The sequence below is a fragment of the Halocola ammonii genome (genome assembly GCF_049334165.1).
Classification (GTDB): domain Bacteria; phylum Bacteroidota; class Bacteroidia; order Flavobacteriales_D; family Sanyastnellaceae; genus JBEGHD01.
In genome coordinates this window covers 185,535-211,622 of sequence record NZ_JBEGHD010000001.1, presented here as the reverse complement: position 1 = coordinate 211,622, position 26,088 = coordinate 185,535, and the positions used below count along the sequence as shown (strand labels likewise).

The 26,088-nt window shown below is 45.7% G+C and carries 21 protein-coding genes; 1 reads left to right on the top strand and 20 read right to left on the bottom strand.

Features of this window, described 5'->3' with window-relative positions:
* Positions 1-151 precede the first annotated feature (151 nt).
* From ABHV44_RS00850 to ABHV44_RS00770, 17 genes are all read right to left on the bottom strand, one after another.
* On the bottom strand, positions 152-427 hold the full coding sequence (locus ABHV44_RS00850; RefSeq protein ID WP_459072739.1) for a hypothetical protein: 276 nt from the start codon (positions 425-427) through the stop codon (positions 152-154).
* 60 nt (positions 428-487) lie between these two features.
* The gene (locus ABHV44_RS00845) at positions 488-3,493 is read right to left on the bottom strand and encodes a ligand-binding sensor domain-containing protein (RefSeq protein ID WP_459072738.1); all 3,006 of its coding nucleotides are present in this window, start codon (positions 3,491-3,493) and stop codon (positions 488-490) included.
* Between the two features lie 10 nt (positions 3,494-3,503).
* A complete protein-coding gene (locus ABHV44_RS00840) occupies positions 3,504-4,274 on the bottom strand; it encodes a LytR/AlgR family response regulator transcription factor (protein ID WP_459072737.1) in 771 nt (256 codons plus the stop codon).
* A 107-nt stretch (positions 4,275-4,381) separates the two neighbouring features.
* The gene (locus tag ABHV44_RS00835; RefSeq protein WP_459072736.1) at positions 4,382-5,176 is read right to left on the bottom strand and encodes a LytR/AlgR family response regulator transcription factor; all 795 of its coding nucleotides are present in this window, start codon (positions 5,174-5,176) and stop codon (positions 4,382-4,384) included.
* Between the two features lie 17 nt (positions 5,177-5,193).
* Entirely contained in the window at positions 5,194-6,003 is an 810-nt protein-coding gene (locus ABHV44_RS00830) for an alpha/beta fold hydrolase (RefSeq protein WP_459072735.1), read from the bottom strand.
* Between the two features lie 33 nt (positions 6,004-6,036).
* Positions 6,037-8,205, bottom strand: coding sequence for a hypothetical protein (locus ABHV44_RS00825; RefSeq protein WP_459072734.1), 2,169 nt, complete (start codon positions 8,203-8,205; stop codon positions 6,037-6,039).
* Positions 8,206-8,397: 192 nt separating this feature from the next.
* Positions 8,398-9,501, bottom strand: coding sequence for a tetratricopeptide repeat protein (locus ABHV44_RS00820; RefSeq protein ID WP_459072733.1), 1,104 nt, complete (start codon positions 9,499-9,501; stop codon positions 8,398-8,400).
* 9 nt (positions 9,502-9,510) lie between these two features.
* Positions 9,511-10,095 carry an RNA polymerase sigma factor gene (locus ABHV44_RS00815; protein WP_459072732.1) on the bottom strand — a complete coding sequence of 195 codons (585 nt, stop codon included), beginning with the start codon at positions 10,093-10,095 and terminating at the stop codon, positions 9,511-9,513.
* Between the two features lie 8 nt (positions 10,096-10,103).
* Entirely contained in the window at positions 10,104-10,820 is a 717-nt protein-coding gene (locus ABHV44_RS00810; protein WP_459072731.1) for a carboxypeptidase-like regulatory domain-containing protein, read from the bottom strand.
* Positions 10,821-11,303: 483 nt separating this feature from the next.
* Complete coding sequence (locus ABHV44_RS00805) at positions 11,304-12,500, bottom strand: murein hydrolase activator EnvC family protein (protein WP_459072730.1); 1,197 nt, start codon at positions 12,498-12,500, stop codon at positions 11,304-11,306.
* A 7-nt stretch (positions 12,501-12,507) separates the two neighbouring features.
* Positions 12,508-13,422: a DUF4292 domain-containing protein gene (locus ABHV44_RS00800; protein WP_459072729.1), complete on the bottom strand. Its 915-nt coding sequence runs from the start codon at positions 13,420-13,422 to the stop codon at positions 12,508-12,510.
* The gene (locus tag ABHV44_RS00795) at positions 13,415-15,154 is read right to left on the bottom strand and encodes a tetratricopeptide repeat protein (protein WP_459072728.1); all 1,740 of its coding nucleotides are present in this window, start codon (positions 15,152-15,154) and stop codon (positions 13,415-13,417) included. The genes ABHV44_RS00800 and ABHV44_RS00795 overlap by 8 nt, the downstream gene beginning before the upstream one ends.
* A 9-nt stretch (positions 15,155-15,163) precedes the next feature.
* A complete protein-coding gene (locus ABHV44_RS00790; protein ID WP_459072727.1) occupies positions 15,164-16,168 on the bottom strand; it encodes a sugar phosphate nucleotidyltransferase in 1,005 nt (334 codons plus the stop codon).
* Between the two features lie 9 nt (positions 16,169-16,177).
* Positions 16,178-16,612 carry a dUTP diphosphatase gene (gene dut / locus ABHV44_RS00785; RefSeq protein ID WP_459072726.1) on the bottom strand — a complete coding sequence of 145 codons (435 nt, stop codon included), beginning with the start codon at positions 16,610-16,612 and terminating at the stop codon, positions 16,178-16,180.
* A gap of 17 nt (positions 16,613-16,629) precedes the next feature.
* On the bottom strand, positions 16,630-17,412 hold the full coding sequence (locus ABHV44_RS00780) for an enoyl-CoA hydratase/isomerase family protein (RefSeq protein WP_459072725.1): 783 nt from the start codon (positions 17,410-17,412) through the stop codon (positions 16,630-16,632).
* 92 nt (positions 17,413-17,504) lie between these two features.
* Complete coding sequence (locus tag ABHV44_RS00775; RefSeq protein ID WP_459072724.1) at positions 17,505-17,963, bottom strand: GreA/GreB family elongation factor; 459 nt, start codon at positions 17,961-17,963, stop codon at positions 17,505-17,507.
* Between the two features lie 744 nt (positions 17,964-18,707).
* On the bottom strand, positions 18,708-19,241 hold the full coding sequence (locus ABHV44_RS00770) for a hypothetical protein (RefSeq protein WP_459072723.1): 534 nt from the start codon (positions 19,239-19,241) through the stop codon (positions 18,708-18,710).
* Positions 19,242-19,569: 328 nt separating this feature from the next.
* Here ABHV44_RS00770 and ABHV44_RS00765 point away from each other — a divergent pair, with 328 nt between their 5' ends.
* Complete coding sequence (locus ABHV44_RS00765) at positions 19,570-20,679, top strand: serine hydrolase domain-containing protein (RefSeq protein ID WP_459072722.1); 1,110 nt, start codon at positions 19,570-19,572, stop codon at positions 20,677-20,679.
* Positions 20,680-20,879: 200 nt separating this feature from the next.
* Here the strand turns inward: ABHV44_RS00765 and ABHV44_RS00760 are convergent, their stop codons facing one another.
* From ABHV44_RS00760 to ABHV44_RS00750, 3 genes are all read right to left on the bottom strand, one after another.
* On the bottom strand, positions 20,880-21,404 hold the full coding sequence (locus ABHV44_RS00760) for a hypothetical protein (RefSeq protein ID WP_459072721.1): 525 nt from the start codon (positions 21,402-21,404) through the stop codon (positions 20,880-20,882).
* Positions 21,405-21,445: 41 nt separating this feature from the next.
* Positions 21,446-21,769 carry a hypothetical protein gene (locus tag ABHV44_RS00755; RefSeq protein ID WP_459072720.1) on the bottom strand — a complete coding sequence of 108 codons (324 nt, stop codon included), beginning with the start codon at positions 21,767-21,769 and terminating at the stop codon, positions 21,446-21,448.
* Positions 21,770-21,847: 78 nt separating this feature from the next.
* Positions 21,848-26,053, bottom strand: a complete 4,206-nt coding sequence (locus ABHV44_RS00750; protein WP_459072719.1) for a PKD domain-containing protein — start codon at positions 26,051-26,053, stop codon at positions 21,848-21,850.
* Positions 26,054-26,088 lie beyond the last annotated feature (35 nt).

Here is a 26,088-nt window from a genome sequence, read left to right as displayed (position 1 = left end):
TACGTTAGAAATGTAGATAAAAATAACAGCAACTGGATCTCTAAGTCGTAAAAGAATTGTGAAAAAATCTACATGTCTAGAGGTTTAACAGAACAAAAAAAAGCCTGTCACTTTCGCAACAGGCTTTTGAAATATTGTTGGTTTGTATGAATTACTCGGCCTCTTCAGTTTCGCGACCTTCTAGTTCATCGTCATCATCTTCATCATCATCATCGGTTATTCCGTCTTCCGGCTCTCCTCCGTTGTCTGAATCGTCAACATCGCCATCATCCGGACCACCTTTGCCGGGAGGAGTGTAACTTTCGCTATCTACTCTCTCCTCTGAATTTACTTTCAGCGGCTCCAAGTCATCCAATTCAGTTTTCTGACAGCTGGACATCACGAGAACCGCGAATAGCAAAGAAAGTATGTAAATATATTTTTTCATAACCTTGTTATTTCTAACCGATTGCTAACAAATATAAGGAAGGACTTCCGATTTTGCAAGTTAGTTGGGGTAGAAATTTTGAATGTCCACAGGTAAATAGATCTTCACTTCAGTTCCTGCAACTGACTGGTCGTCCCTCAAAATCTCGTACGGACCTTCCAGTTTTATGTTTTGACGGGTCATTTTTCGAATCAAATCAATGCGACCATTTGTGATTGACATTCCCTTGGAAATGTGATTTCCATTGGTTTGTAGTTTTTCTCTTCGACTGGTCTCTATCCCTATTCCGTTGTCCTGAATGCTAAATAGAATCTCGCCTTTTTCAGTCTTGCTGATGTTTACCTTTATTTCTCCCAGTTCTTTTTTGGGAAGGATGCCGTGCCAAATGCTGTTTTCCAGAAATGGCTGAAGAAGCATAGCCGGCACTTCGATGCTTTCGGTATCTACATCAGAATCGATGTTGATGCTGTATTCAAATTTGTCCTTAAATCGCATGTGCTCAAGGTTCAAGTACAATTCAAGCCTTTCAATTTCCTCTTGCAAAGAGGTGAAGTTAGACTGTGAACTATCGAGGTTTTTGCGGATGAGCTTGGCGAAATTGGAGAGGTAAATGTTGGCTGATAGCCGATCTTTCCTATTGATGTAATACTGAATCGAATTTAGCGCATTGAAGATAAAGTGACGATTCATGCTGGAGTTGAGACTCTGTTGCTCAAGCGTGAGCATTTTCGATTGAAACTCGTATTTCTCCTTTTCCAGAGAAGTGATCAGGTTTTGTCTTCTGTAGCGGTAGATGCCATACATGGTCAATAGCAAGGCTATTGCAGAAATGCTGATAAACCACCAGGTTAGCCAAAAGGGTGGTGTTATTGAAAAAGAAAAAGTAGCCGGTTCGCTCCAAATGCCATTTTTGCTAAGGGCTCTCACCTGAAATTGAAAATTGTCGTAAGGTAAATTGGTGTAGGTGGCAAAATCGAGTTCCGTGAGAGGCTGCCAATTTTCGTCAAAGCCCTGCATCTGATACTGATAACGGACATGCTGTGGGTCCGAATTGCTGATTCCGGTGTAACTAAAGCTAAAGTGGTTGTTTTTATAACCAACTTTCAGATCTACCGGGAGCCCGGTAGCGGGATTCAGCGTATCTGAGAATTCGCTCCAGTCGGTGGGCTCGAGGTTGAGACGTACCTCAGTGATGTGAACTTTTGGAGGGATCTTATTCGTCAATTCATCCAGCTCCCCCAAATCGCAGTGGAGTACTCCCGCGGCTGTACCAAACCATAGATTGTCATCTTTATCTCTGTAAGCTGCGTTGAGGTTTGTCTCGAGGCTGCGGATACCGTCATCTAGGGTGTAGTGGCGATAATGGATAGAGCTTTCAGGGTCGAAGTCAAGTGTGTTGATTTGGTAAATCCCATTGTTGGTGCCTATCCACATAGACTCGCGATTGTCTTTAATCAGAAAGTTAATTGTGTTTGATCGGTAGTGTTCATCTAGCTTAACTTCGTGAATCTGACCGTTTTCGTCATAAACAACAAGTCCATCAGCCGTTCCGATCCAAATTCTTTTGGCCTGGTCCTCTGCTAGTGCATAAACGGTGTTGTCGGGCAGGCCGCTCTCTTCATTGAAATTGGTGTAGTTGTTTCCATCGTATGCGTAGACGCCATTCAGCGTACCTAACCAAAGCGTGTTGTCTGCTGATCTGATGGCGCTTCTAACTTTGGTTTCTACAAATCCAGAGCCCGCATCTCGCGCTTCAAACCTACCGTTTTGTATGACCGTGTATCCGTTGTTGGTTCCACAGATCAAGGTGCTGTCATTGTCTGGATAGATGAAGATCACCTTGTCGTGAGATAGTCCATCCTCTGTTGTGTAGTTTTTCCAGTTTCCATCTGAATAAGCGCTTAATCCGTTAGAAGATCCAAACCAGACTGTTCCGTCACCAGTTATGGCACTTGTCCAAACGGTGTTGTTTTGAAGTCCATCGCTTCTGGTGAATTTCTTTGCCTGGCCTTCAGGTGAAAGTCGGGTTACTCCCTGATCGAACGTGCTAAACCAGAGATTCTCATCGCGATCTCTGACAATCGACATCACCAGATTGCTACCAAGGCCCTCAGCGGTAGTGTAAGCAGAAAAGGCATCACCAGTGTATTTCATCAAACCACCACCGTCACTACCGAGCCAAATATTTCCCTCAAAATCCTGGAAAAAAGCTCTAATGTCAGAAATTGGAAGTCCGTTGGAATCAGTAAAATTCAGTACGTGATTTTTGTTGAACCTCGAAATCCCATTTTTGCTCCTTACCCAAAACCTTCCTTCATTATCGATATCAATTCCTGTGAGGCGATTACTCACCAGTTCGTTGTTGATCGGGTGTTCTCTGGCTCCTTCTGAAGAAAGTTCCATAAGTCCGGAATGGTTAGTTGCCAGCCAGATTCTCCCTTTTTCGTCAATGGTCATGTCCATTATGACGAGCGAGGTGTCCAGGTAAGGATGAGTTTTTATCTGTCCGTCCGAAAAAAGTTCCACTCCGGTTTTTGTGGCTATCACCAGGTCGCCAGAATTGGACATCGCAATGGACTTTACGTTTTCATCGCTCAAACCATCTTTTTTCGAGTAATAATTGATTTCACCGTTTTCGAAATGTGCGAGCCCTCTTTCCAGAGCAATCCAAATGGAGCCATCATTAGCTTCATGTATGTCGTTCACCTGCCCGTACTCAAAGGGTTTTCTAAAAGAATAGCTATTCCATTCAATTCCATTGTAAATGGTGATGCCGCCAATCATCCCGAAGACCAATTCTCCCGAACTCAACTGATAAATATGGTTTACCTGGTTACCCAGAAGTCCGTCTTCTTCCGAAAAGTTTTCAAATTTTCGTCCATCAAAACGACTCACTCCACCTAGTGTACCTACCCAAATGAAACCCTGTTCGTCTTGAAAAATAGACCGCACCTGCGAGTGCGAAAGCCCTTCATTGATGGAGTATTTTATGAAGTCGAATTGCTGAGCTGCGAGCGCTAACGGCAAAAGAAAAAGGAGCAGAAGTGTGACTAATTTAAATCGCATGATGAATCGTTTAGAAGGTACTGATCTTTTCCAGAAATGAGGTCAGTTTTCTCCTGGAAATGGGAACTGCGGCATTGTTGCTCATAATCGCCACGTTTCCGTCAGATCGGCTAAACTCCTTGAGGTGGTGCGCCATGTTGATGATGTGCGACTTGTGTGTTCTGAAAAACATGTTGGGATTCAGGTGATCTTCGTAAACCTTAATGGTTTTGCTACTGAGGTATTTTCTACCCTCGGTCAAATATATGGTGGTGTAGCTCTCGTCCGCTTCGAGATGAATAATCTCGTTGTTTTTTACAATTGCCAGCCCATCACGCGTTGGGATGGCCGTTTTCTCTACGGAGTGATGATTGGCCAATTCTTGAAGCATGTGCTCGATGTTTCCACCTATCGGAGCTTTCGATTCGCGGTTTCCAATACGTGAAATTGCCCGCTCCACTGCCTCTTTTAGTTCGTTGATGTTGATCGGTTTTTCGAGGTAATCTACAGCGCTCTCTTTGATTGCGCGAAGTGCATACTCATTGTGGGCCGTTGTGAAAACCAGGGCAAAGTCTCTGTTGTTAAGCGTTTTCAACAGTTTGAACCCGTCTTCTCCGGGCATCATGATGTCCAGAAAGACGATGTCAGGGCTTTCGCTTTCAATTATTTCTCGCGCTTCCTGTCCGTTTTGGGCTAACCCAATCACGGTTACTTCGGGACAAAACTCCTCCAAGAGCATCTGAAGGTTTTCTCTGCAGTTGGATTCATCGTCAACTACCAGACATCGGAATTTCTCGTCCATAGATCTTGTTTTATTGTCGAAGCAGAATGTAAAAAGAATTTATGGTTGAAGCTTCCAAAATTTAGTGAGTGGTAGCTTTCGTTGAGCGAATGAAAAGCACTTTGCCACTATCGGGACAGATTTTTTACGCGATCCATGAAGTTTGTGAGACGCCCCCGACTCACGGGAAGTTCGGTGCCGTCCTTAAGAATCACCTTGTTTCCATCCTGACTGTTGTACTCTTCAAGAAAATCCAGATTAATCATGTGCGACTTGTGAATCCTTACGAAGCGTACTGGATTCAAAAAATCCTCGTAAACGCGAAGAGTCTTCGTATCGAGGTATTTGGATCCATCGGCAAAGTAGATGTTAGTGCAATTGCTTTCGGCCTTGAGTCGCACAATGTCAGTATCGTCAATCACTTTGAAGCCGCGCGAGTGGTAGAGGGTTATCTTTTTTGGCAGCTTGTCGCTGAGTAAGTTTTCCGCGAGATTCTTCACCGATCTGGTGTAGTGTTGAAACTCACTGCTGCTGTTTTCGAAAATGCTGAAATACTCTTTTGCTCTTTCCACAGCGCTTTTGAGGTCCTCGATGTCGATGGGCTTCAGCAAATAGTGAATGGCATTGGCATTGAATGCGCGGATCGCGTAGTCCTTGAACGCTGTGACGAAAACGACCTGAAACTGCTTTTCTTCGATTTTGTCTAGCAGCTCAAAGCCTTCTGTTCCGCTTGGCATTCGGATGTCGAGAAAAACAATTTGGGGCAGCTTTTGGTCGATCTCACTTCTTGCTTCCTCTACGTTGGAAGCCATGCCAACGACCTGCACCGAAGGACAAAACTCATCGAGAAGCATCTTGAGGTTTTCCCGGGCGTGGAGTTCATCGTCCACAATGAGGGCAGTTAGCTTTTGGTCGGTGTCCATTTGCCGAAAATTACAAATTAATTGTCTTGGCCAAAACGCTCAATGCACCATTGCAGAGCTGAGGTTAGCTCAGCGGGCTGCTCAAGGTGCGCCATGTGCCCGGCATTTTCGGTCAGAAATATCTTTTCCGGCTTTGTGACCTTTACTTCCTCTCTGTGATTTTCAATTGATAAAATTGGATCTTTCTCTCCTGTAAAATAAATCAAAGGAAAGTCACGATTGGCAATTGTTTCAGTGTGCGAGCTTCGGTTTTTCATTGCCTCCAGATACCATACGATATCGTCAGTCTTCATCTCCGAGGCTTCTTCAATGAGAGTTTCAATTTGGCTGTTTAGTCTGGGTTTGAACTGCTCTAAAAACAGTCCTTCGAGAGCCGGTTTTAGATATCGCAGTTTGTCTGTTTTAACCACTCTTTTACCCTGATCTCTTGAGGCTTTTCTCTCTGCCGAGTCAGCTATGGTGGTTGAGTGCAAAAGGAAAATTCCAGCGATCAGGTCGGGAAAGCGATTAGCCATCTCTAGTGCGAGGTAACCTCCGAGAGAATGAGCGACAACAAAAACTGGTCGCTTGTTCTGCTGGAGCAACGGCTTTATCCAATCTGCAAGTTGTTCAATCTCCGGGTTGCCTTCAATCATTTCAGATTTTCCGTGTCCGGGAAGGTCTGGAGCGAAGAACTGGATTTCGGAATTAAGAGATTCCACAACCGATTTCCACATTTTCGCACTCTCCAAAAACCCGTGAATGAAAAGGTAGTCGAATTGCTTGTGACCACTGCCAAAGGCATTTGTCAACACTCCAGACAATTGTTTTTTTTCGGATTGCCACATGGCCCGAAACTTACAAATTCTGAATCTGATTTTCTACGGGCAGGGCATTCCGATGAGGTTGACGAATAACAGTAGGTCCTCGGTAGAAGTGATGTTGTTGCCGGTGAGGTCTGTCAGGCAGTTTCCACCACAATCGTTGTTGAGTTCTCCCAGCAAAACCAGTAGATCGTTGACTGTTCTAAAACCATCACCGTCAAAGTCGCCCGGACAATTTTCGTTGTCTTCGGGCTGACAAGGGTCTGGAGCAGAGAAAATGTTGTAGAGACTCATACTGCAGCTTGTTTCAGAAGTGAAGTAGGCGGTGACGATTTGTGGCTGGCCATTGGCTTCAAGGCCTGTGAGGACCACCGATTGGGGGCTTTCTGTAATCTCAAAAGTTTGTCCTTTTACCGACAGCTGCCCGCTGGATGGAGCGTTTTGGTAAGTGACAATCACTTCTTGTGAGTAGGTTTGAGAAGCTCCATTGCAAACGCTTTGAATTCCTGCTTCAAGGTCGATGATGTCACATGGCTCGCTGGAGTACTGCCAAAACTCAACTCCATAATCGTTCTCCGAACCTATGAATGTATAGGGCGAAACAGCTTCCACGTAATCGCCTTGTTGCCAAATGCCGGCTTCCTGAGCAATGTTTTCGTGCATGCTTCCGGAGTTTTGCCACTGCACAAAATCTATGAGGTGGTCGGTGTTTTCCGGATTAGCACCAGGACGGTAGAGTGCGAGTTCGCGCTTCTGAGATCCCGGATTCCAATTGGGCCAGGCAAGAGTGACCACTCCGTTTGGAGGAATCTGGGTTGAGCCATTCAGCACTTGCATGTTTTCGATAACACCGATAGAGTTTTCGCTGATAATGACATAGCCAGAAACATCGGCCTGGCAGTCACCAAAGTTTTTTATTTGAATCTGTTCCTGACTCGGCCACACCTCCAGCAGCCTGAAGTTGGCACAGCACGATAGAGGAGCCTGAACTACATTTTCGAAATTTGAGACACAAAGCACATCTTCACTGAAAGAAACTTCCAGATCCACCTGTTGTCCGTTCGATGGAAGATTTTGTAGCGTAACGGTTTGCGGACTTCCCTGCACCGCGAACGTCTGTCCATTTACGATTACCGATCCGCTCGATGGTGCATCCGAGTAAGTCAGTGTCACTTGCTGGTCGTAAGTGTTTCCATTTTGGCCGCAGTTAGACTGGTTTCCGGCAGTCACGTTTTCAATCGAACAGGCTGTTGCTACATCCCAGCCCATGTCTTCGAACATGCCTCTAACGATTGGTCCTGGATTGTGAATGGCTTCGGCTGTTCCTAAAAATGGAGTCATCAGAGAGTTGCCACTTCCAGATCCGTAACTATTCTCGTTGAGGTGCGAATAGCTGGAGCCCGTATTCCAAAAGCTCGGAGCGTAGAGTTCTGCACTTTGGTTGTTGTTTAGCTCAAGCAGTGCAGGACCGGTCCAAAACACGTTGCCTCCAGTGAGGAAATCGCCCAGTTCTGGTGAAGGTGTTTCGTAATCGTCAATCGGGGTTCCGTCCGAATCTTCCACAAACTGGTCGTAAACAGAAAGTGTAATTCCAAAGCCAACACTTCCTTCGAGTGCATTGGCCGAAGCTGAGCCGGCAAAGCCAAGTCCGTGGCCGAGCTCGTGAAGTACCACCGAAACAAAATCGAACTGACCGGAAGGCACATTTCCATCGGTGCCGTAGTACCAGTTCATCTGGCTGTTGAAAGTGCAGGTGATGTCTTCCGAAGTTGGGTTCATGTCATTTCCACTCAACTTGTTGGCAAGCGCCTGCGGGTAGTAGGTCGAAGTCATTGGAGCTCCGCTAAAGTTTTTGAAGTAACCGTTAGAGCCGGCATAGCCCAAAACGTTAGAAGCTGTGGCCTCGAAGTTAGCTTCAATTTCTATGGTCATGTCCGAGTTAAGGATGGAAGCCCAGATGTCTACTGCGTAGGCAAAAGCCTCCTGAGCCTCTGCCGTAAATCCATTGTACTCGACCAGGATATTTGCTTCGCGCTCTTCACCGTAGTGATAATCTTCCGGTGGAGGAATGAAGCTAAATTGATCCTCGAAAATCGGTTCGAGACCGCAGTTTTCTTCATGCGAATGCGAGTCATGATCACATTGCTGTGCACGAGAAAACCCGGGAAAAACGAATATTGAACTCAGCACCAACAGGCGCGAGAGAAGGGTGGTATCTAAACGCATAAGTTGAAATTGGCACGCAAAAATAGAGCAACTTCAAAGTCAAAATCTGGACCTAAGCCACTAACTATTTAAAAGGTAAGGTTTGGTGATCTTCTCCGAATGTCTGGATTCGATCGCTTACTCATTTCAAACAACTGACGATTCTGAAAAAAGCCAATTTCCAACTTGAACTTCAAACGTGAAAAAACTACGTCAAAGAGTTTTCAACAGCGCTTTTGCCTGGGTGTGGTAAAAGCCCCTTTTTGCAACAACTGCGTTGAATAATTCCTCAGCTTCCACAGTTTTGCCCCTCGCCAGGAGTGTTTTCGCGAGGTAGAATTCCGACTCTTCCGAGAAGGTACCGATAGAACTGTCTAGGCTTTTTCTCATCAACTCCTCAGCCTTTGAAAAATCGCCTGAGTTGTAAGCGGCCATGCCACCGTAAAACAGGGCATTGGCGTCTTTCGGATAACTCTTCAGAATAGTCTCGAAATCGTTGAGTGCGCGCTTGTAGCTGCCATTGGCAAATTCTATCATCGCTTCTTCCAAAAACTGTGTGTAAGCTACTTCCTCTTTGCTTCCATTTTCCAAAAGCCCTGGTTCATTGTCATCTTCGTTTTCAGCATTTGGCGAAAGGCCGCTGTGAAGTTTGTCTTGCTCGGTGAATAGTACGCTTCTCAATTGTCGATAGTCCACAACCTTGTAGTTCTCGATGTGGTAAATTGAATTTCCTTTTGGTCGTTCTACTTCCAGGTTTAATTTGTCTGAACTTGCAGCGAGTAGCGAATCGAAATTTTTGATCGGAGCTGCCATGGGAGGGATTTCCTCCTGGCGTTTCACTTCTACAAAGCGTTCTGTGACTTCTGGCTCTTCCAGGTTTTTGTCAACTTCAAAAGCGAAAGAAATGCTCGAGTCGGTTTTTCCGGCATCCACCATTTTCTTGTCTTCACTTTCAGGTAGAGTTGGCTGGTCGAGGCCCTCGGAGATTTCTGTTGTCACGGGTTCTTCAGCTTTGGTCGGAGTCTTTTCGCTGTTAAGCTCAATTAAAAAAACACTTCCCGTAATGATGATCGCAATTGCCACTAAGTAAACCACGGGCGACTTTTTGAAGCCGAGTGATTTTCGGACACGACTTTTTACCTCGTTCACGGCACCTGAATCTTTCACTGCATTGAGTCCTTCTACAGCATCGGCCAAAAACGGATCCTCGAGCATGGCTTTTTCGAGGCGATGCTCCTGAGCTGGCGAGAGTTTTCCATCAAGGTACTTGCGGATGAACCCTTCACTAAACTGATCGATATGTTGCTTGCTTTCCATGGCTTTTCTTTAACTCTTTCCTCCCGGTGAGGTGAACTCTTCTTCGTTTTCCAGTGCGTTTTTCAGGTTTCGTTTTCCATTCTGGATGTGACTCTTCACTTCTTTGAGTGTAAAATCTGTGGATTCCACAATTTGCCGGTAACTTTTTTCTTCGAGGTAAAACAACCGGATGCATTTCTGCTGATCTGGTTTGAGCGAGATTATCGCAGCTTCCAGCTTTTCGAGTTTTGCTTCTTTGAGCAGCGGCTGCTCACTTTCTTCGGGAACCGACAAAAGGCTTTCTTCCACCTGCGTGGTCACCGGCCCTTTTTTGCGCAGGATCATCAGGCACTCGTTTCTGGCTACGGTGTGCAGCCATCCTCGAAAATTTTTCACGTCCTGATCTTTCAGTTTGGACATCAACTTTTCAAACAGGTTTTGCATCGCTTCTTCCGCGCGGTGTTGGTCTTTGAGATACTTCATACCGACACCAAAAACCAGGTGAGCGTATCGGTCGAACAATACACCCACCCATTTTTTGTCGCCTGTGTTTTGATACCTGGCCAGTACGTCCTCATCGCTGAGGGATGATATTTTCCGCTGGAAGAATTTCAAATTCGATTCTATTGGTTGGCATTCTTTGCCGCATTGTAAAGGTCGAAATAATTCTTTGTTTCGATCACGATTACTCCACCGGTTACGTCTCCGTATTTTGCCGGCACGCCTCCGGTGTAGATTGAAATGCTTCCGATGGCGCTGGATGGAAATCGGCTGTTGAAACTTCCGTTGAGTTTTACGCCATCTACAATGTACTGCACCGAGCCGGGGCGTGACCCTCGAAAGTAGAGCTGTCCGTCTTCACCAGCAGAAATTTCCGAAGTCATACTGGCGATTAGTTTGATGGGCGTCTTGGCCGCAGGGTTGTTTTCGAATTCTGCTGCGAGGATGCTCACTTTCCCGGTTTCTTTCTCTATAAGCGGGCGCTCGTAGCCAAACACAATGGCCTCTCCTGTTGTGTAAATATTTTCTCGCATAGTTACTTCGGGTATGAATGAAATCTGATCTGGAGTAACCTTCACGTCTTCGTAGATCACCTGAGCGTGTGGAACAGAACTAAAGGTAACGTTGTAGGTTCCGGGGTTCAGAGGCTTCAGGGTGTACTTCCCACGATCATCAGTGGTTGTACCCACTAAGTTGGCTCCGACTACGACAAAAACATCAATGTTTTCCAGTGGAGTTCCAGTGGAGTCTACGACCTTTCCCTGGATTTCTCCGAAGGTCTGTCCCAGCATAATTGCGGGGAGTGAAAGAATGAATATGGTGAGGATTAAATTTTTCATGACTGTTAAATTTTATGGTGTGTAAAAATTACTTTGGCAACCGTTGCACCTTTAAGATGCGGCCGGTTTTCAGATTCCATAAAATTTTTTGTGGTTATCGTTTCAGGGTAAGAAGTAAACCAGGCAGCTACGGAAAGTTTCTCGCAGAGATCGCGGAGAGAACACAGAGCATGTAGCTACGACTTCAATGATCAATGGGGCAATAAAGAATTATGAATAGTGCGCAGCTATGGGAGTTTAACACAGAAGGCAAATAGAAAGCTCTGACACTAATTCCATGTGACTTCTATGTGAGATAAACTTAGATTTAACAAATCAGAGAAATTCAAAATGATTAGTGTCCCACCATTCAGTCGTGTTCTTGAGGTATAAAGTTCGAGAGTAAGGCTTGCGCAATTTTGAAAAGCAAGGAGTTCACTTTTGTGAATGACTGTTTTCAAAACAAGCATAACGCAGCTATCGGACTTTATAACCAACCACCACTTAGTTTTTCATCAACCAATGCTCCGGATTTTGAGGATCGCCTCCCTGGCTGTTGGTCTTCCAGATTTCGAGGTGGGCTGTGTTTTTCTCGTCACTGCCCATGAGCGTCCCGATTGCCGTTCGAAGGTCGACCTTGTCGCCTTTTTTCACCTTCACTTCGCGGAGGTTGGTGTAAACCGTTTTGTAGTTACCGTGAGTGATGATCACGTTGTAGCCCGCGCCAGGCAACGTAAAGACTGATGTTACCGTTCCGCCAAAAATGGAGTAAACGGTTGATTGCTTGTCGGTGGCGATGTCTACACCTTTGTTTTCAATTTCAATTCCTGGGATAACCGGGTGCGGGTGTTTTCCAAAACTCGAAACGATGACTCCATGGGTGACGGGCCAGGGAAGCTTCCCTTTGTTCTTCTCGAAATTTTCGGAAATGATTTTTCCCTCTGGTGTGAGACTGTAAGCTCCGTTGTTTTTTTCTCGTTCGGCCGCGAGTTCTTCTTCAATCTTTTTGCGGATTGCGGCATTGAGTTTTTCGCGCTCGCGTTCCTGTTGTTGTTGCTGGTTCAGGAGAGATTTTTCTTTTTGCTGAAGCTCTCCCAGCATCGACTGCTGTTTTTTCCGGTCACTGGCCAGCTCTTCAAACTCGTCTTCCTTGGACCCCAGCAGTTGGCGTTTACTTTCGATGTTTTCCTCGAGTTGGTCTACCGTTTCGGCCAAAATCTGTTGGCTGTTTTCAATCGCCTCAGCCTGCATTTTTCTCACCCGGGCATACTGCTGAAAGACCTTCATTCTCTTGTAGGCCTGGTTGAAACTCTCCGATGCAAAAATGTACATCAAACGATCGTAGGCGTTTCGATTTTTGTAGGCGTGGTAGATCATCTGCCCGTACTCTTCCTTGAGTGCTTCAATTTCTTCTTCGAGCTCGTTAATCTCTTCTTCCTTGCTGGAAATTTCTCCCTCGGTGTTTTCAATCTCATTTTGAATATTGGCAATGAGTTGCTGACGGAAGTTGATTTGCTTGTTGAGAATTACGAGTTGCTCGTTAGTGGCAGCTTTGGTTTGCTTCGTTTTGTCGATGAGCGACTTGGTGTACTCAATCTTTTTGTTGAGTTCTTCGCGCTGTTTCTGAAGCTCTTCTTTGGTTTGAGCACTACCCGCAAACGCGCACAGCAAAAGGATAACAGCTACTGCAGCTGTTTTCAAAAATTGACTAATCGTAGTATTTGCGTTCGTAATCATCGGGAATGTCGAAAGGTAAATCATACGGCCTGTTGAGGCGCAGGCGCGAAATTTTTATCTCCACCTCCTGCTGTTGATAGCTTTGCTGTACTGTCAAACGGGTGAGCCTCGGCAAGGATTGCCCTTCTATCGACTCGAAATCATCGTGAGTGATTTCTACCGAACGCTGGGTGTGCAGATCGTCAAAGATTGTTCGCTCCAGTTTGTAGGTGTAGCCGTTGAGCCAATATCTTCTCACAATGAGTTCGTCTTCGTCAGCCTTTCGCACCAGTCGATCGTATTTTCTGCCAGTAGCATCTACGGTGATCGTGTCGGCATCTGGCTCGAGGTCTTTTTCGTCAATTCCCGTCAATCGTTTTAGCTTCCGCGAAAAATCGGAAATCAACACGTACTGCTGGTCGTCAATTTTGGACCTGAAATTTTGGTTTTTTTCAAAGAGAATCGGATTGCCGACCAGCAAAGCCTGAATCATGTCGAAGTCGACTTCCATTCCCAGCTTCTCGCTGATAGCCTTAAAATCGCCCTTGTAGTAGTGTTTGTTTCGGGGAATCTTACTGACGTATTTTACCGAATCCTGAGTGATGAGAACGCGCAGCATTTCTACTCCCATAAGTGGAGATACCGATATCCAGATGGCGCTGTCGCGCTTCATGCGAATGTTGGCTTTAAACGACTCTCGGTTTCCGTCAAACTCAGTTTCGGTTGCGATTTTCATCCCGATCCACTCAAACTGAAACTGGGACTTTTCCAGTCTGTTGGCCAGTGCAATCGCGTTTCTGTTTTTAAGAGGTTTTCCACGAGCTGCACGCTTCTTGTTAGAGCAACCGGTGAGGATCAAGACCGCCATGAGCAGACTTGCAAAGATGCTGAGGTGGCTTCTACTCATAGAGTTTCTTGTCTTGAATTTTTTTGTCGAGCAGATCTGTTCCTCCACCGAGATTTTGAGCCGATTTCCACTGTTCAACGGCCGCGTCAATCTCTCCGAGTTCGAAGAGCACATCACCGTAGTGTTCGAGTATCACGCCCTGGTTGATGCCTCCATTTTCGATTGCTCTCTCGAGCCAGTCGCGCGCTTCCTGAAAATTGCCTTGCTTGAAAAGAACCCAGGCGTAAGTGTCCTGAAAAGATGGCTGCTCTGGCCGAAGTGTGTTTGCCTTGAGTGCCAGTTCAGCTGCCCTCTCGAGGTTGTCTTCACGAACCGACAGGTAGTAGCTGTAGTTATTCATGGTGAAGACATTGGTGGGGTCCAACTCCAGCGCAGTTTCAAAAGCTTCGTCAGAGGCTGTGTAATTTTCTTTTTTATGGTAAGCCTCACCGAGGGTGCTGTAAAACTGGCTTTTCAATTTGTCGTCACCGATCACGAATGAACGTCCTGCCTGCAGGATGGAAATGGCCTCATCAAGATTGCCGAGATTGACGTGGGCAATGCCGTTGTTGAGGTAAAACCGGGCATCGTTCGGGAAAAGTGCAAGTGCCTGATCGCTGTGTTCGGCAAGCTTCTCGAAATTTCGAAGCTGAGAGTCGATGGCCATTAGCTGTTCCCAGATCGCTTTCCTTCCCTGGTCGAGTGTAAGGGCTCTTTCATATTTTTCAGTGGCACCTTTTAGGTTGCCGTTTTTCGAAAGAAAGTCTCCGTGAATGGCGTAAGCTTTAGGCTCTTTTGGATGCGTGTTTTCCAAAATTTCCAGGAGCTCCAGCGCTCGTTCCATGGCCGTTGGGTCAAACTCAGAGATCGAGTAAAACTTGAGCAGAACACCGACTTTTTGGTCAATTTCGATGTCGTGAGTGTGAAATGCTTTTTTCAACGCGTCAAAGGATTTTTCGTCCTGTCCATTGGCCGCGTAATACTGAGAAAGCTTCATCTGAACGATCCCGTTTTCCGGGTCAATGCGTTCCATTTTTTCGAGGATCTTTCCGGCTTTTTCGTTTTTGCCAGCTTCGGCATAAACATCGTGAAGCAAGGCCAGGTAGCGCATCTCTCCTGGATAGTTTGCCGAAAGACGCTCGATCTCTTTTATTCCTTCTTCAGTTTGCCCGATCGAGTCGTAGAGCTTTTTCTTTTGAAGTGAAAGCTCCTCCGAAACACCAATTTCTTTTTCAAGCTTGTCGTAAGTCTCGATAGCTTCTTCCACCTTGTCCTGATTGAGCTGCACGGTGGCCAGCTCGAAGTAAGTTTCCAGCCGCGATGGGTTGTTTTCTAGCTGAATGCGATAGAGCTCTTCAGACTTTTCAAAATCGCCAGTCTCTTTGTAGATCGAAGCCAGCAAGTCGGCATACCAGTAGTTTTCAGGTTTTTTTCTGTGAGCCGTTTCAGCGTTTTTCAGTGCCTCGCTCAGGTCATTATTTTCCTTTTCAATTCGTGCAAGCTCGTAGTAGACAACTGCTTCTTTCCTGTTCTCCAGGCATTCTTTAAAGAGCGCTTCTGCCTTGTCGAGATTGCCGAGATTCTTTTGGGCTTGCGCATCAAAAAACTTGCGCTGGAAGTAGAAATCATCCTCGTTGCTTACCGTTTGATCCGGGTTGTCAGGATCCGCTTGAGCACTAGTTTCTTCAGTGCTCTTGCAGCCAGTAATCAAGAGGGCGGTCAGGAAAAGATATGCCAGAAATTGCTTTGTCATTCACGTTTTTTATTTGCCGGTAGTTGAGTAATCTCCGATACTCAGCTCGCTCGGAAACTCCAGGTACTCTACAAAGTTACCCAGCATTGAGTTCGTGAAGTTGGCGTGCTTTACCGTTGTGTTTTTTTGAACGATGGAATTCGAAACTACCGAATTTTCAATAATGCAGCCGCTGCCAACGGAAACATGCGGGCCGATAACAGAGTTTGTGATTTCTACGTCATCGCCAATGTAGCATGGTTGAATGATTACAGCGTTTTCGGTTTTTACCGAATCGGCTACCATGTTCTTGTCGCGGTTGTAGTGCAACACGCGGTGGTTGGTGTGCACAATGGCGTTTTTGTTTCCACAATCGAGCCAGTCGTCAACAGTGCCGGGAGAAAATTTCATTCCTTTCTCGGTCATGTTTTTCAACGCATCTGGCAGCTGGTACTCTCCACCTTTTATGATGTTGTTGTCGATGAGGTACTGGAGCTCGTCTTTCAAAACTGCACCGTCTTTAAAGTAGTAGATCCCAATCATGGCGAGGTCCGAAACAAACTCAGCAGGTTTTTCCACGAAGTCGGTGATCACGTTGTTGTCATCGACTTTCACCACTCCAAACTGCTCCGGGTTTTCGATTTGCTGAACCCACAGCACACCATCTTTTTCGTCATCGAGTTTAAAGTCTGCCTTGAAAAGCGTGTCTGCAAAAGCCACGATCACTTTGCCCTCTAGCGTTTCTTTTGCGCAAAGAATGGCGTGGGCTGTTCCCAGCGCTTCTTCCTGGTAGCAGATTGTGCCTTTGGCTCCGAGGTTTTCGGCAATTTCCACAAGATTTTTTTCTACCTCTTTCCCGAAGTCACCGATAATAAAAGCGATTTCGTCAACAGGATCAGTGCAAACTTCAGCGAGGTCTTCCACCAGTCGCTGAACGATTGGCTTGCCGGCAATGGGCAAAAGTGGTTTTGGAATAGTGAGTGTATGTGGCCGCATGCGTTTACCCATTCCGGCCATGGGGACGATTATCTTCATGTTTAAAAATTAGTTTTTTCCAGTGCTGCCGAATCCTCCGGCTCCGCGCTGTGTCACTTCCAGTTCTTCAGTTTCAATCCACTCGGCCTGCTCGTGTTTGGCAATTACCATCTGAGCAATTCGTTCACCGTTTTCGATAGAGAACGCCTCGTTCGAAAGATTTACCAAAAGAATTTTGAGCTCACCGCGATAGTCGGCATCGATGGTACCTGGCGAGTTCAAAACGGTGATTCCGTGTTTAAAAGCCAGTCCGCTTCTCGGGCGAATTTGAGCTTCGTGTCCGGCAGGTAGTTCTATGAAAAGACCTGTGGGAATCAGTTTGCGCTCCAGCGGTTTGATGGCGATGCTCTGCTCGATGTTAGCTCTGAGGTCCACTCCGGCAGAGAGTTCGGTTTCGTAATTCGGCAGCTTGTGAGCCGATTTATTGATGATCTTAACTTTCATATCGCGAGAAGTAACGTTTATTTTCCTTTAAAATTCGGCTTTTCTTTGTTGAGAAACGCAGAAGTTCCTTCTTTAAAATCTTCCGTTCCAAAGCATTTGCCAAACTCTTCGATTTCCTTGTCGAAACCGTTTACACCGTCTTTGTAATTGGCCAGTACTGAGCTGAGGGCTGCGGTGATGGCGCGTGGAGAGTTGTTGGCGATTTTTCCAGCGAGGTCTTTGCAGGCTTGCATGAGCTCTGGCTGAGGAACCACTTTGTTGAGCAGTCCGCATTCTTTTGCTTCATCGGCTTTGATCATTCCTGCGGAAGTGATCATCTCCATGGCTTTGCCTTTTCCGGCAAGCTGGGCGAGGCGCTGCGTTCCACCGTAACCGGGGATTACTCCGAGAGAAACTTCCGGAAGTCCGAGGCGGGCGTTGTCAGACCCAATGCGCATGTGGGCTGCCATGGCGAGCTCCAGTCCGCCACCGAGGGCAAATCCGTTTACTGCGGCAATCACCGGCTTGGTCATTTCTTCAACCCTGTCGAAGAGCAACTTGTGGCCATCGGCACTCAGCGACTTTCCTTCTTCCACGCTGAAGTTTGCAAACTCCTTGATGTCGGCACCGGCAACGAAAGCTTTTTCGCCAGCCCCGGTGATAATCACCACGCGGATGCTGTCGTCCTGGTCGAGTTCGTTGAGAGCAGTGTTGAGTTCTTTGATGGTTGCGCGATTGAGCGCATTGAGTTGTTTTGGGCGGTTTACCGTGAGCACGGCAATTGGTTCTTCTCGTTCTATCAGTATGTTTTCAAAGGCCATAGGTCCCTGTTTTTCAAAATTTGCAGTCGTGCAAAGTTAGCCGAAAAATGAGAGGATAAAAGTCCGATCGGGAGAGTCCTAAAACCAGTGGACTACAGTACCTCCAAGATTTTAAAATCACTTCCCTGAAAGTTCGCTGCTTCGCCAGACTTTTTGCCGATCATGGCCTGAGCGAGAGGTGCTGCAGGAGAAATCACAAAAATTGTTGTGCCGTCAATTTCTACTTTTCCGAAGGGAATGGAAACGAAAAAGGTGCCGCGCTCAGAGTTGATCAGGCTGCCAAATTCTACTTCAGACAGTTTTTTCTTTGGATCGATTTTATTCAGTTGGTTTTTGAGTGCGATAGTTTTGTTGAGCTGGGCTTCGCTGTTTTCGAGAGCGGTTTGCATCTGCGCCCTGCTGGTTTCGTGTTTGTCACCAGCAGTGCTTTTTGTGGCCGTGTCGCGCGATTCTCGGTTTGACTCCACGTCCTGTCGTGCTGCTTCAATTTTCTGATCGAGCTCCTCGTGGAGCTTTTCGCAGAGCGCAATTTTTAATTCAGATGATTTCATTTTGGTCAATCAGCTTAAAGTTTTTTGACAAGGCAAATGTCGGTGAAAATGCATTTCTGCGAGAACCAAAATGTCGTCCCTCTGGGACTTGTTCTCATATCCATACAGATATCATTTTACCACAATGTCGCTCCTCTGGAGCTTTTCGTTGTCCTTAGGAGGTCAAAAAGATTCGACCCACTCCGGGGTCGGGATTAAATTCACAAACTGTTTGCTACAAATATTGGAACCTGCTGGGTTCCGCTTTGCAAGATCACAATCTTTTCCCCTGGTTTCAACCGAGGGTTGCAATGTCGAATTTGCCAAATGTTGCCATAATCTCATCCCTACCTGACTGCTTGCTGGTTCCTTGTCTTGCCTGTGAGCCGATGCCAGCGGCAACGAATATTTGTAGGTAAAAGGTTTTGAGCGATTATTTAACGACCCCAGCGGAGTCGTACTTTGCGCTCTTCGTGGCTTAGCAATCCTCCGCTGAAGCTTTGGATTATTCACGAGAATCATCGTAGCTGAAAGAAAATCTTGCGGCTTTACGAGAACCTTAAAGCACCAACGAAGGAGTGAATTCCAGCTAGCCCAACAACTTTATCTCCACCTTACAATAATCGTCAAAACGAAGACAGTCGTCCTGAACTGTCACGCTGAAGACGTCACCCTGAACTTGTTTCAGGGTTGTTTCAGTGTCAGGACCTGTGCAAGTAACCTCAATCGTTCTCAGTCACCTAAAACCCAATTGCTCGAGCCTCCTCAATCTCCGTTCACCGCCCCATCAAATAGACTCACATTCGAATTAAACGGATTTCCCGAAAGTCTGCGGTAGGAAACAATTTGTCCGCAGTGCCACAGGCAGTCGGCAATGGGTCCGTTGATCATGTTCCAAAACGGAATTTCACGATCACCGCGTTTCATTACGAGCTTCTCGAGATCGTTTGCATCCATTTCTCTCAGCGCATTGCTGATGTCAAAAAGAGTTCGGAGCGTTTTTTCTCGCTTTTCTTCAAACGACATTTTCTCTTCCATCTCCCGGGGCGATTGATTCACCACACTGGCAAGCATCAGAGTCATGCCGTAGATGTGATCGATGGTGAGTTGCACGCTTCGGCTCTCCTCAGAAGGGCTAAACTGAATGTCTTCAGGTCGCAAACCCTCGGTTGCCCAGTAGTAGCGGAAACCAAGTCCGTCAACCATTCGCGCTGCTACAGTTCCTGCATTGTACTCATTCGGATAATCGGGGATCGTGTGATAGGGAATATCACTTTCCTGCGCTGAGAGATTCGTCATGGTGAAAAGGGTTAAAAGTAGAAGTGCGACTCGAAGCATTTTTTGAGGGTTTGGGATTGAGGGTGAAAAGTTAAGTTTTTTGAGAATTGAGAGGTACGCTTTCATAACGCTCGCTAATATGACAGAAGGTACTAGTTCGGGTGATGACTGTCATTTTTTTAGAAATCGGCACAAACTAAATTTATGCTGTACATCTAATAATTCAATGAGAAATCTTGATGATAGAGAAAACAGCAGCAATGCAGCGTTTAATAGTTGCACAAGAGCGCTGATGTATAGATGTTCTGCCAGATAGAAATTTGACAGAAAGAAGTTTGAAATAAAAGAAATGAAAAGACTATTTCCACTGATACTCTTAGCCCTGTTCACTGCATGTGGTAGCGTGAGCAATCTCGACAAAGCTGTAAATAATCTCGAGCTGCGCCCCGGGGTATCCAATAGTCAGGTGGATAGCATCGCTCAAGCCCTCGGCTACTTTCCTAGTCAGACTCAATTTTCAATCGCTTTTGTTGATGATGGTACCGTTACTTTTTACGGGGCCGAAAGGAGCAACGACACGCTGATTACCATCGATAATGAGAGCAACGCATTTGAAATTGGGTCACTGTCTAAAGTCTTTACGTCTGCCTTGCTTGCTGATTTGGCAATCGAAAACAAACTACAGATCGATCAGCCTATCCGGGACTACCTGGATTTTCCACTCCACGACAGCCTCGATATTACCTTCAAACAATTGTCGAATCACACTTCTGGCTTACCTCGAATTCCCTCCGGCTTTGTTTGGGAATCGCTTTGGCACATGGATAATCCCTATAAAGATTTTGACGAGGACAAGTTGCGGGATTATATGAGCAACGAAATGGAAATTGAAGATGAATCGGAAAGCTCATGGCAGTACTCCAATATCGGGCCGGGAATCCTTGGCTACACCTTAACGCAGATTGAGGGAAGGAGCTATGAAGAAATGCTTCAGGAACGAATTTTTGGTCCCCTGGAGATGCACCAGTCAACAACCCGAAGAGCACTGGTTGCTGATGATCTCGTTCCGGGTTTAACCAAGCGTGGAAAGCCCGCAACGAACTGGGATCTGGGCGCTATCCCTGGAGCTGGAGCTATAGTTTCTACAGCTGGTGACCTGGCCCGTTTTGCACAGGCCAACTTTGATCCCAATAACAAAGCCATGAAATTTCAGCAACAGAAAACCTTCACCGAAAGTGAAGAGCGGGATATGGCCCTCGGCTGGTTCATTCGCAAGCAAGACTCAAAACAACTGTACTGGCACAGTGGCGGAACAGGCGGTTATCGCTCAATGCTTGTCCTCAATCTGGAAAGCAAAAAAGCAGTAGTGGTTTTGACCAATATTTCATCGGGCCATGAACATGCGGGACGCATCAGCGCTTTGGGATTTTCACTGCTTGAAAGCATGCCAGGACAATAACCTATTTTGATTGAGGCCCGGGCGAAGTGTTTCGCTGGAGGTTAGAGTTGATACAGGGAAGATAAGCTTTTTGAGGATGAGGAGGTACGCGTTGGAAGCGCGCACCAGAGGGGGCATATTTTCAATTCTAAATTGAATTTTCAAGTTAATGAAAAATGGTTTAGGTGGCTTTCTGCATTCTTGTATTAAGCTAAACTTTATCAGTCGATTTCTTCAACAATCCAGTTTGGTTCATCAGTGTACTTGAACACGTAGACAGTGACATCCTTGTATTTCTTTTGTCCCTTGACTGTCAGGTTTAGGGTTGCAGCACCATAAGTTCCTTCCGAGTCCGTTGACTTTCCTATAGCACCTCTAGGAATAATTCCAAACCCTTCAACTTTTCCGACTTCGTCAGTGACTTGTTGATTCTCAGTCAAAAATTTCTTAGAGACTGAATAAGCTTCTGAAAACGGTAAGGTAGTAATGAGGATAGTTTGAATGAGTATTATGAAAACGATTAGTCCAATTCCAATTTTCTCGAGAACTGAATTCTTGTCTATCTTTCTTTTAACTCTTACCCTGTCAGACAATAGTCCAATAAGCCCTATTAAAATTAACCCCCATCCAACAGATTTACTTTCCCAGAAAAAGTAGAGTCCGACTATGCGACTAACATATCCGTAAATGATGAGGACTAGGCCAAATCCTAAAAAATACTGAGTGAACTTACTAAGATTCTTCATGGTCTGTTCTCATTGTTTGCCAGCGGTTTGGTTGTGGTCGATCACCCGCACTTCCTCTCAAAATTCCAATTGTAAACGGTTTTTGCATCAGTAGCAAAGCACTTCATTTTCCAGCGTGTTTTCGACATGTGAATTAGTTTGCCACATTCATTGTAGTTACGAATTATTTCGACTCTCAACCAAACGTCCTCTTCTCTGAAATATCTCTTTCGATGTTTGATTACTTTTCTCGAGCCGTCAGAACTTGAGACTGTTTCGGTTTGCCAGTCGCTCCACTTTTTAAAGTTTGATTGACTTGGGTTTTGGGCATTCGAAAAGTTGCTGAGTACCAAAAGGGACAGAAAGAGAATTGAAATTCGAAGCATGATAAGATTCCTTTACCGTGAATATAAAAAAACCCCCACGGCATTCCGCAGGGGTTTCTTTTTCCGATAACCTATCTGTTATCTGACGAATTGTTCCGAGAAAACTCGGGAATCATTTTCCAGAATGGTCAGCGAATAAATTCCCTGACGCAGTCCGGCTGTCTCAATTAGAATGATATCGCCATTGACATTAGATAGCTTTTTAGAGATGACCAATTGGCCTGCGGTGTTGTAAACCTCTACAATCGGCTGCTCAAGGCGAGCATTGCCAAATTCGAGTTGTACACGCTCGCGAAGCGCGGTCATCGTAATTTCTTCTGATGGGTCGAAGTCGTCACCTACAGACACACTTTCTTCCACAGTGATAGTGCGAGTGTCTGTGTTGTCACAAATCTCGTTCTGTGCAGTGAGGGTGATTTCATACTCACCAACTTCAGTGAACGTGTGGATCGGATTATTCATTTCTGAGGTCTCTCCGTTTCCAAAGTTCCAAGCAACGCTGGTAGCATTTTCTGAGTTGTGTGAGAACTGCACTTCTGCAATTCCATCCTGCATTTCCACAACATCGTTTTCAATGTCGATTGCTGCAGTCACCGCATTTTCGTCAGTGAGATCCACAGTCATTTGTTCGAACGTGTTACAAGCCGTAGAAATGTTTACAGTGTAAACGTCTCCTTGTAGCAAAGGAATGATTGATGAGTCCCCTTCAACAGAACTGCTAAACTCAGAGCCGTTGTTACCAGTTATGCTGTATTCAATTGCATTTGCGTTCTCAACGCCAATCACGATCTCTCCGTCTTCATTGTTGCAAGTAGCAGATTGAGACGAAAGGCTCAACTCCTCCGGCATCGGCTCGTTGATCTCGATTACTTTGGTGAGTGTTCCGCAAAGTGAATTTTCGTCTTCCACTTCCACATAGTAAGTTCCAAAGGCGAGATCATCAACCTGGCTAGTTACTGAGATGTTTTCTTCATACGCAATCACTCCACCCATTTCGTTGTACCAGGTGTAGGTCCACGGACCATTGCCTGCTCCACGAGCTGCTACCCAGCCATCGGATCCATTAAAGCAAGTCACGTCCGACTTCCCACTATTAAGCGATGTAATGTGAAGCATGAAGCGTACTTCGTTGATCGAATCTTGTTGTGTTACCACATCAAACGTTTCACCCAATTCTACAGGAGACACTTCACCGGTTTCCAAATCTTCGATGCTGAGGCATGAAGAAGAAGGGAAGTTGATGAGATCACTTACTTCGAGTGTGTAAGTTCCGGCAACAGGAATGTCCAGATTTACAGGAATTGCTACCGCACCTTCGTCAGTTGGCACAGAGTTGAAACTGAGATTGTATTCCTCTTCCTGCGATAGTGTAGAAATCTCCGGGGCATTCTTATTAGCAGATCTGAGCTGGAATCCATCTACATCATCGTAGTTGAAAGTCGCTTCGTCATCGAGTGTCACGTGAGTGTAGCCGGCAATTTCTCCGTTTCCGGCAATTTTCAGCTGCACTGTTGGTTTCATGTTTTCATTCGAACGCTGGAATTCATCGTAAGGACCAACTTTTTGATTCTCGGAAAAATTCAATGTACCAGAGCCTCCATTAAGTTTTACAAAGAATGACTGTCCCGAAGGGATGATGTTGCTTGCAGTACCTCCATTGGTCATTGCATTGTAACTCACATAGTTACCTTGCTGTGCGCTATAGATGTACATCGTTGGATTTACACCAGTTGATGCATCGTAAACCTCTTCCCAGTCGATTGGCGAAGGGTATGGGTTTGCAACAAGGTTGAAGCCGTCTGTTGCCGGTCCGAAATATCCACTGAAAGTTACGTTTTTGGTAATGTTATCCCTGGCGATTTCACCTTCAACTTCGATGTTTTGAGCACCACCCAGCAAATAAATGAAGTACCCGGAGGTTACAGGGAGGTTGGTTGAGTTAGACGTAATGTTCACGTAACGTTCGTCAACTGCTGCGTTGATCGTTTCGTCATGCCCAGCAATATTAGTGAATTGGTTCAGCGGGTGATCCGAACCTGGGTATCCTGTGGTGAGTATGTCGTCATCCCATTGTTCTACCGTTACCTCTTCGAGGATCGAGCTAACATTGATCCAGCCTGTTGCTGATGCTGGGATGTAACGCTGGGCGCGCACATTTCCCTGAACTTCTGCAGCTGCGTTGAACTCACCAACAGCTGCTGTTCCGCTGGCATTCGAAATCAATACCAGGCGGGCTGGGTTCGAACCTGTTACCAACGTACCTGCTACAGGCATAAGGAGTCCGGTTACTTCTACCACTCCTGTCTGAATTTCTACCTTGGGACCATTGTTTTGGAGTTTGAAATTTTGAACCCGGATTGGTGAATTGACTATAAGAATGTTCTGCTCACCATTTCCCTTAAAGCTCAGGGTTCCTGTTGTTCCATCTAAATTTCCTTCAATGATGAAATCTTTGTAAATACTCAACTCATTTGCATTCAGTTCAACTATTCCTGAGGAATCAATAGTGAAATCCAGGGCTTTCACTTCTCCAGTGAGTGTGAGTGTGTGTCCATCCTGAACCGTTAGTCGGTTGTTTGAAGTGTAGCTGACAATAAATCCTTCACCAGGACCAGCGTTTTGTTCTGTCGACCAAATCGGGTCGTCAGAGTTACCGCTGGCTACAGTGTAGTAAGTCGCAGAGCAAGACTCCTGAGTTATGAGTAGGTTGTCGAAATGCATTTTACCCTTTTGATTACTACTGCCGATTTCACCACCGAAAGAAGTGTAGGTAGCATTTACGTAAGTGTTATCCGTGGCACTTCCAGCATTGTCCATGTTGCTAAATCCACCTCCAGCTTTGTATTCCAGGCTCCAGTTTCCAGAGTCATCGCGAACGACTCTGACACCTACTGTATTGTTGTCTTCGAATGTGAAATCAGCTGTGGCGAGTTCCACAAAATTTGAATCATCGAGCAGTCCATTATCGAAACGGATCAACTTCAAGCTATCGTTTGAAGCATCAAAGTTAACTCCAACCACGTAGCCCTGAGCGCCTACTACGAAGGGATTTGACTCACTGGAAGCAAGTGCGTAAAAAATCCAATTGTCAAATGAAGTTCCCGGAACACTAAAAGTTCTGCGAAGATTCGCTTGCCAAATGGTTTTACGGCTTTCCAGTTCAGCCGAAATGGTTTTTGAAGTGTGTTTGTAGCCTCCGTTGATATCAACTGCACTATGTCTGAGAGAGTAGCTGCCCGTGATAGCATCAACAGTGGATGCAGTGAAATTATCGGTGTTTACCCAACCACTGAGTGTTCCACTCTCGAAATTGTCACTCGTAACAGTCGAGTAAGTCGTTTGGTTATCAGTAAAGCTCACAGTGAACGATGCAGGCGTTCCGATCTGTGCGTTGTTTCCACCAGTCACGGCTGTGATCTCGAGAACTACTTCCTGAGTTCCTGTACAAATTCCGTCTTGGGCTCTTGGTAAAGAGAAAGTTCCTGAAGTAGCACCTGCGGGAATTGTGACAGTTGTCGTAACAAAGCCATCAATTAAATCCTGATTTCCAGACTGGTAAGCAATCGTAACGTCAATATCGTTCACGTCATCCGGAGCAATCACATTTAATGGAATGGCGTAGTTGTTATTGCTTTCAGATGCAGTGTAGAAGTTGTTCGATGCCGATACAATAGAATTCGGTTCTGTTCCCTCTACTTTGAAGTTGTCGAAACCGGAGTAGGCAGATCCACCATTGTCGCTAATGGAAAGAACAAGTCCAACTGAATTAACATTGTCCGGAATACTTAGAAGAAGGTTTCCTGAGGCGTCAAGTGGATCAACTCCACCTTCATGCAAGAACACTTCTCCCTGACCAACTCCATCGTAAAGTAGCTCATATTTGACATTGTCCTGTCCTGAGTTGTAACCGATTATTTGATAATCGAATGAAAGAGTCACATTTTGTGAACCGTTAATGTTGACATCTTCGAATGTGATGTTTGCGAAACCAGAAGTTCCGTAGGCTGGCCCATCACCATCGTCATCGTTCAAATCATTTTCTCCCAGAATGTTTCCTGAGAAGTTTGGATTGTCAAGAGGACTCGCACTGGAAATATCGATCATATCAAAATAACCATCAGATCCCCATCCGTTGTCAAAAAAGGCAACATCGGAGGAATAATTCCAACCTGGCGTTCCGCCATCAAAATCCTGAAGGGCTAGTGTTTCTTGCGCGATTGCGCTTGAGGTGATAGCGAGGCAAAAAATCGCTAGAACCGCTTTTCTAATGTTAAATAGCATCATTCTAATTTTTCGTTATTAAGCAAATAGATTATCGG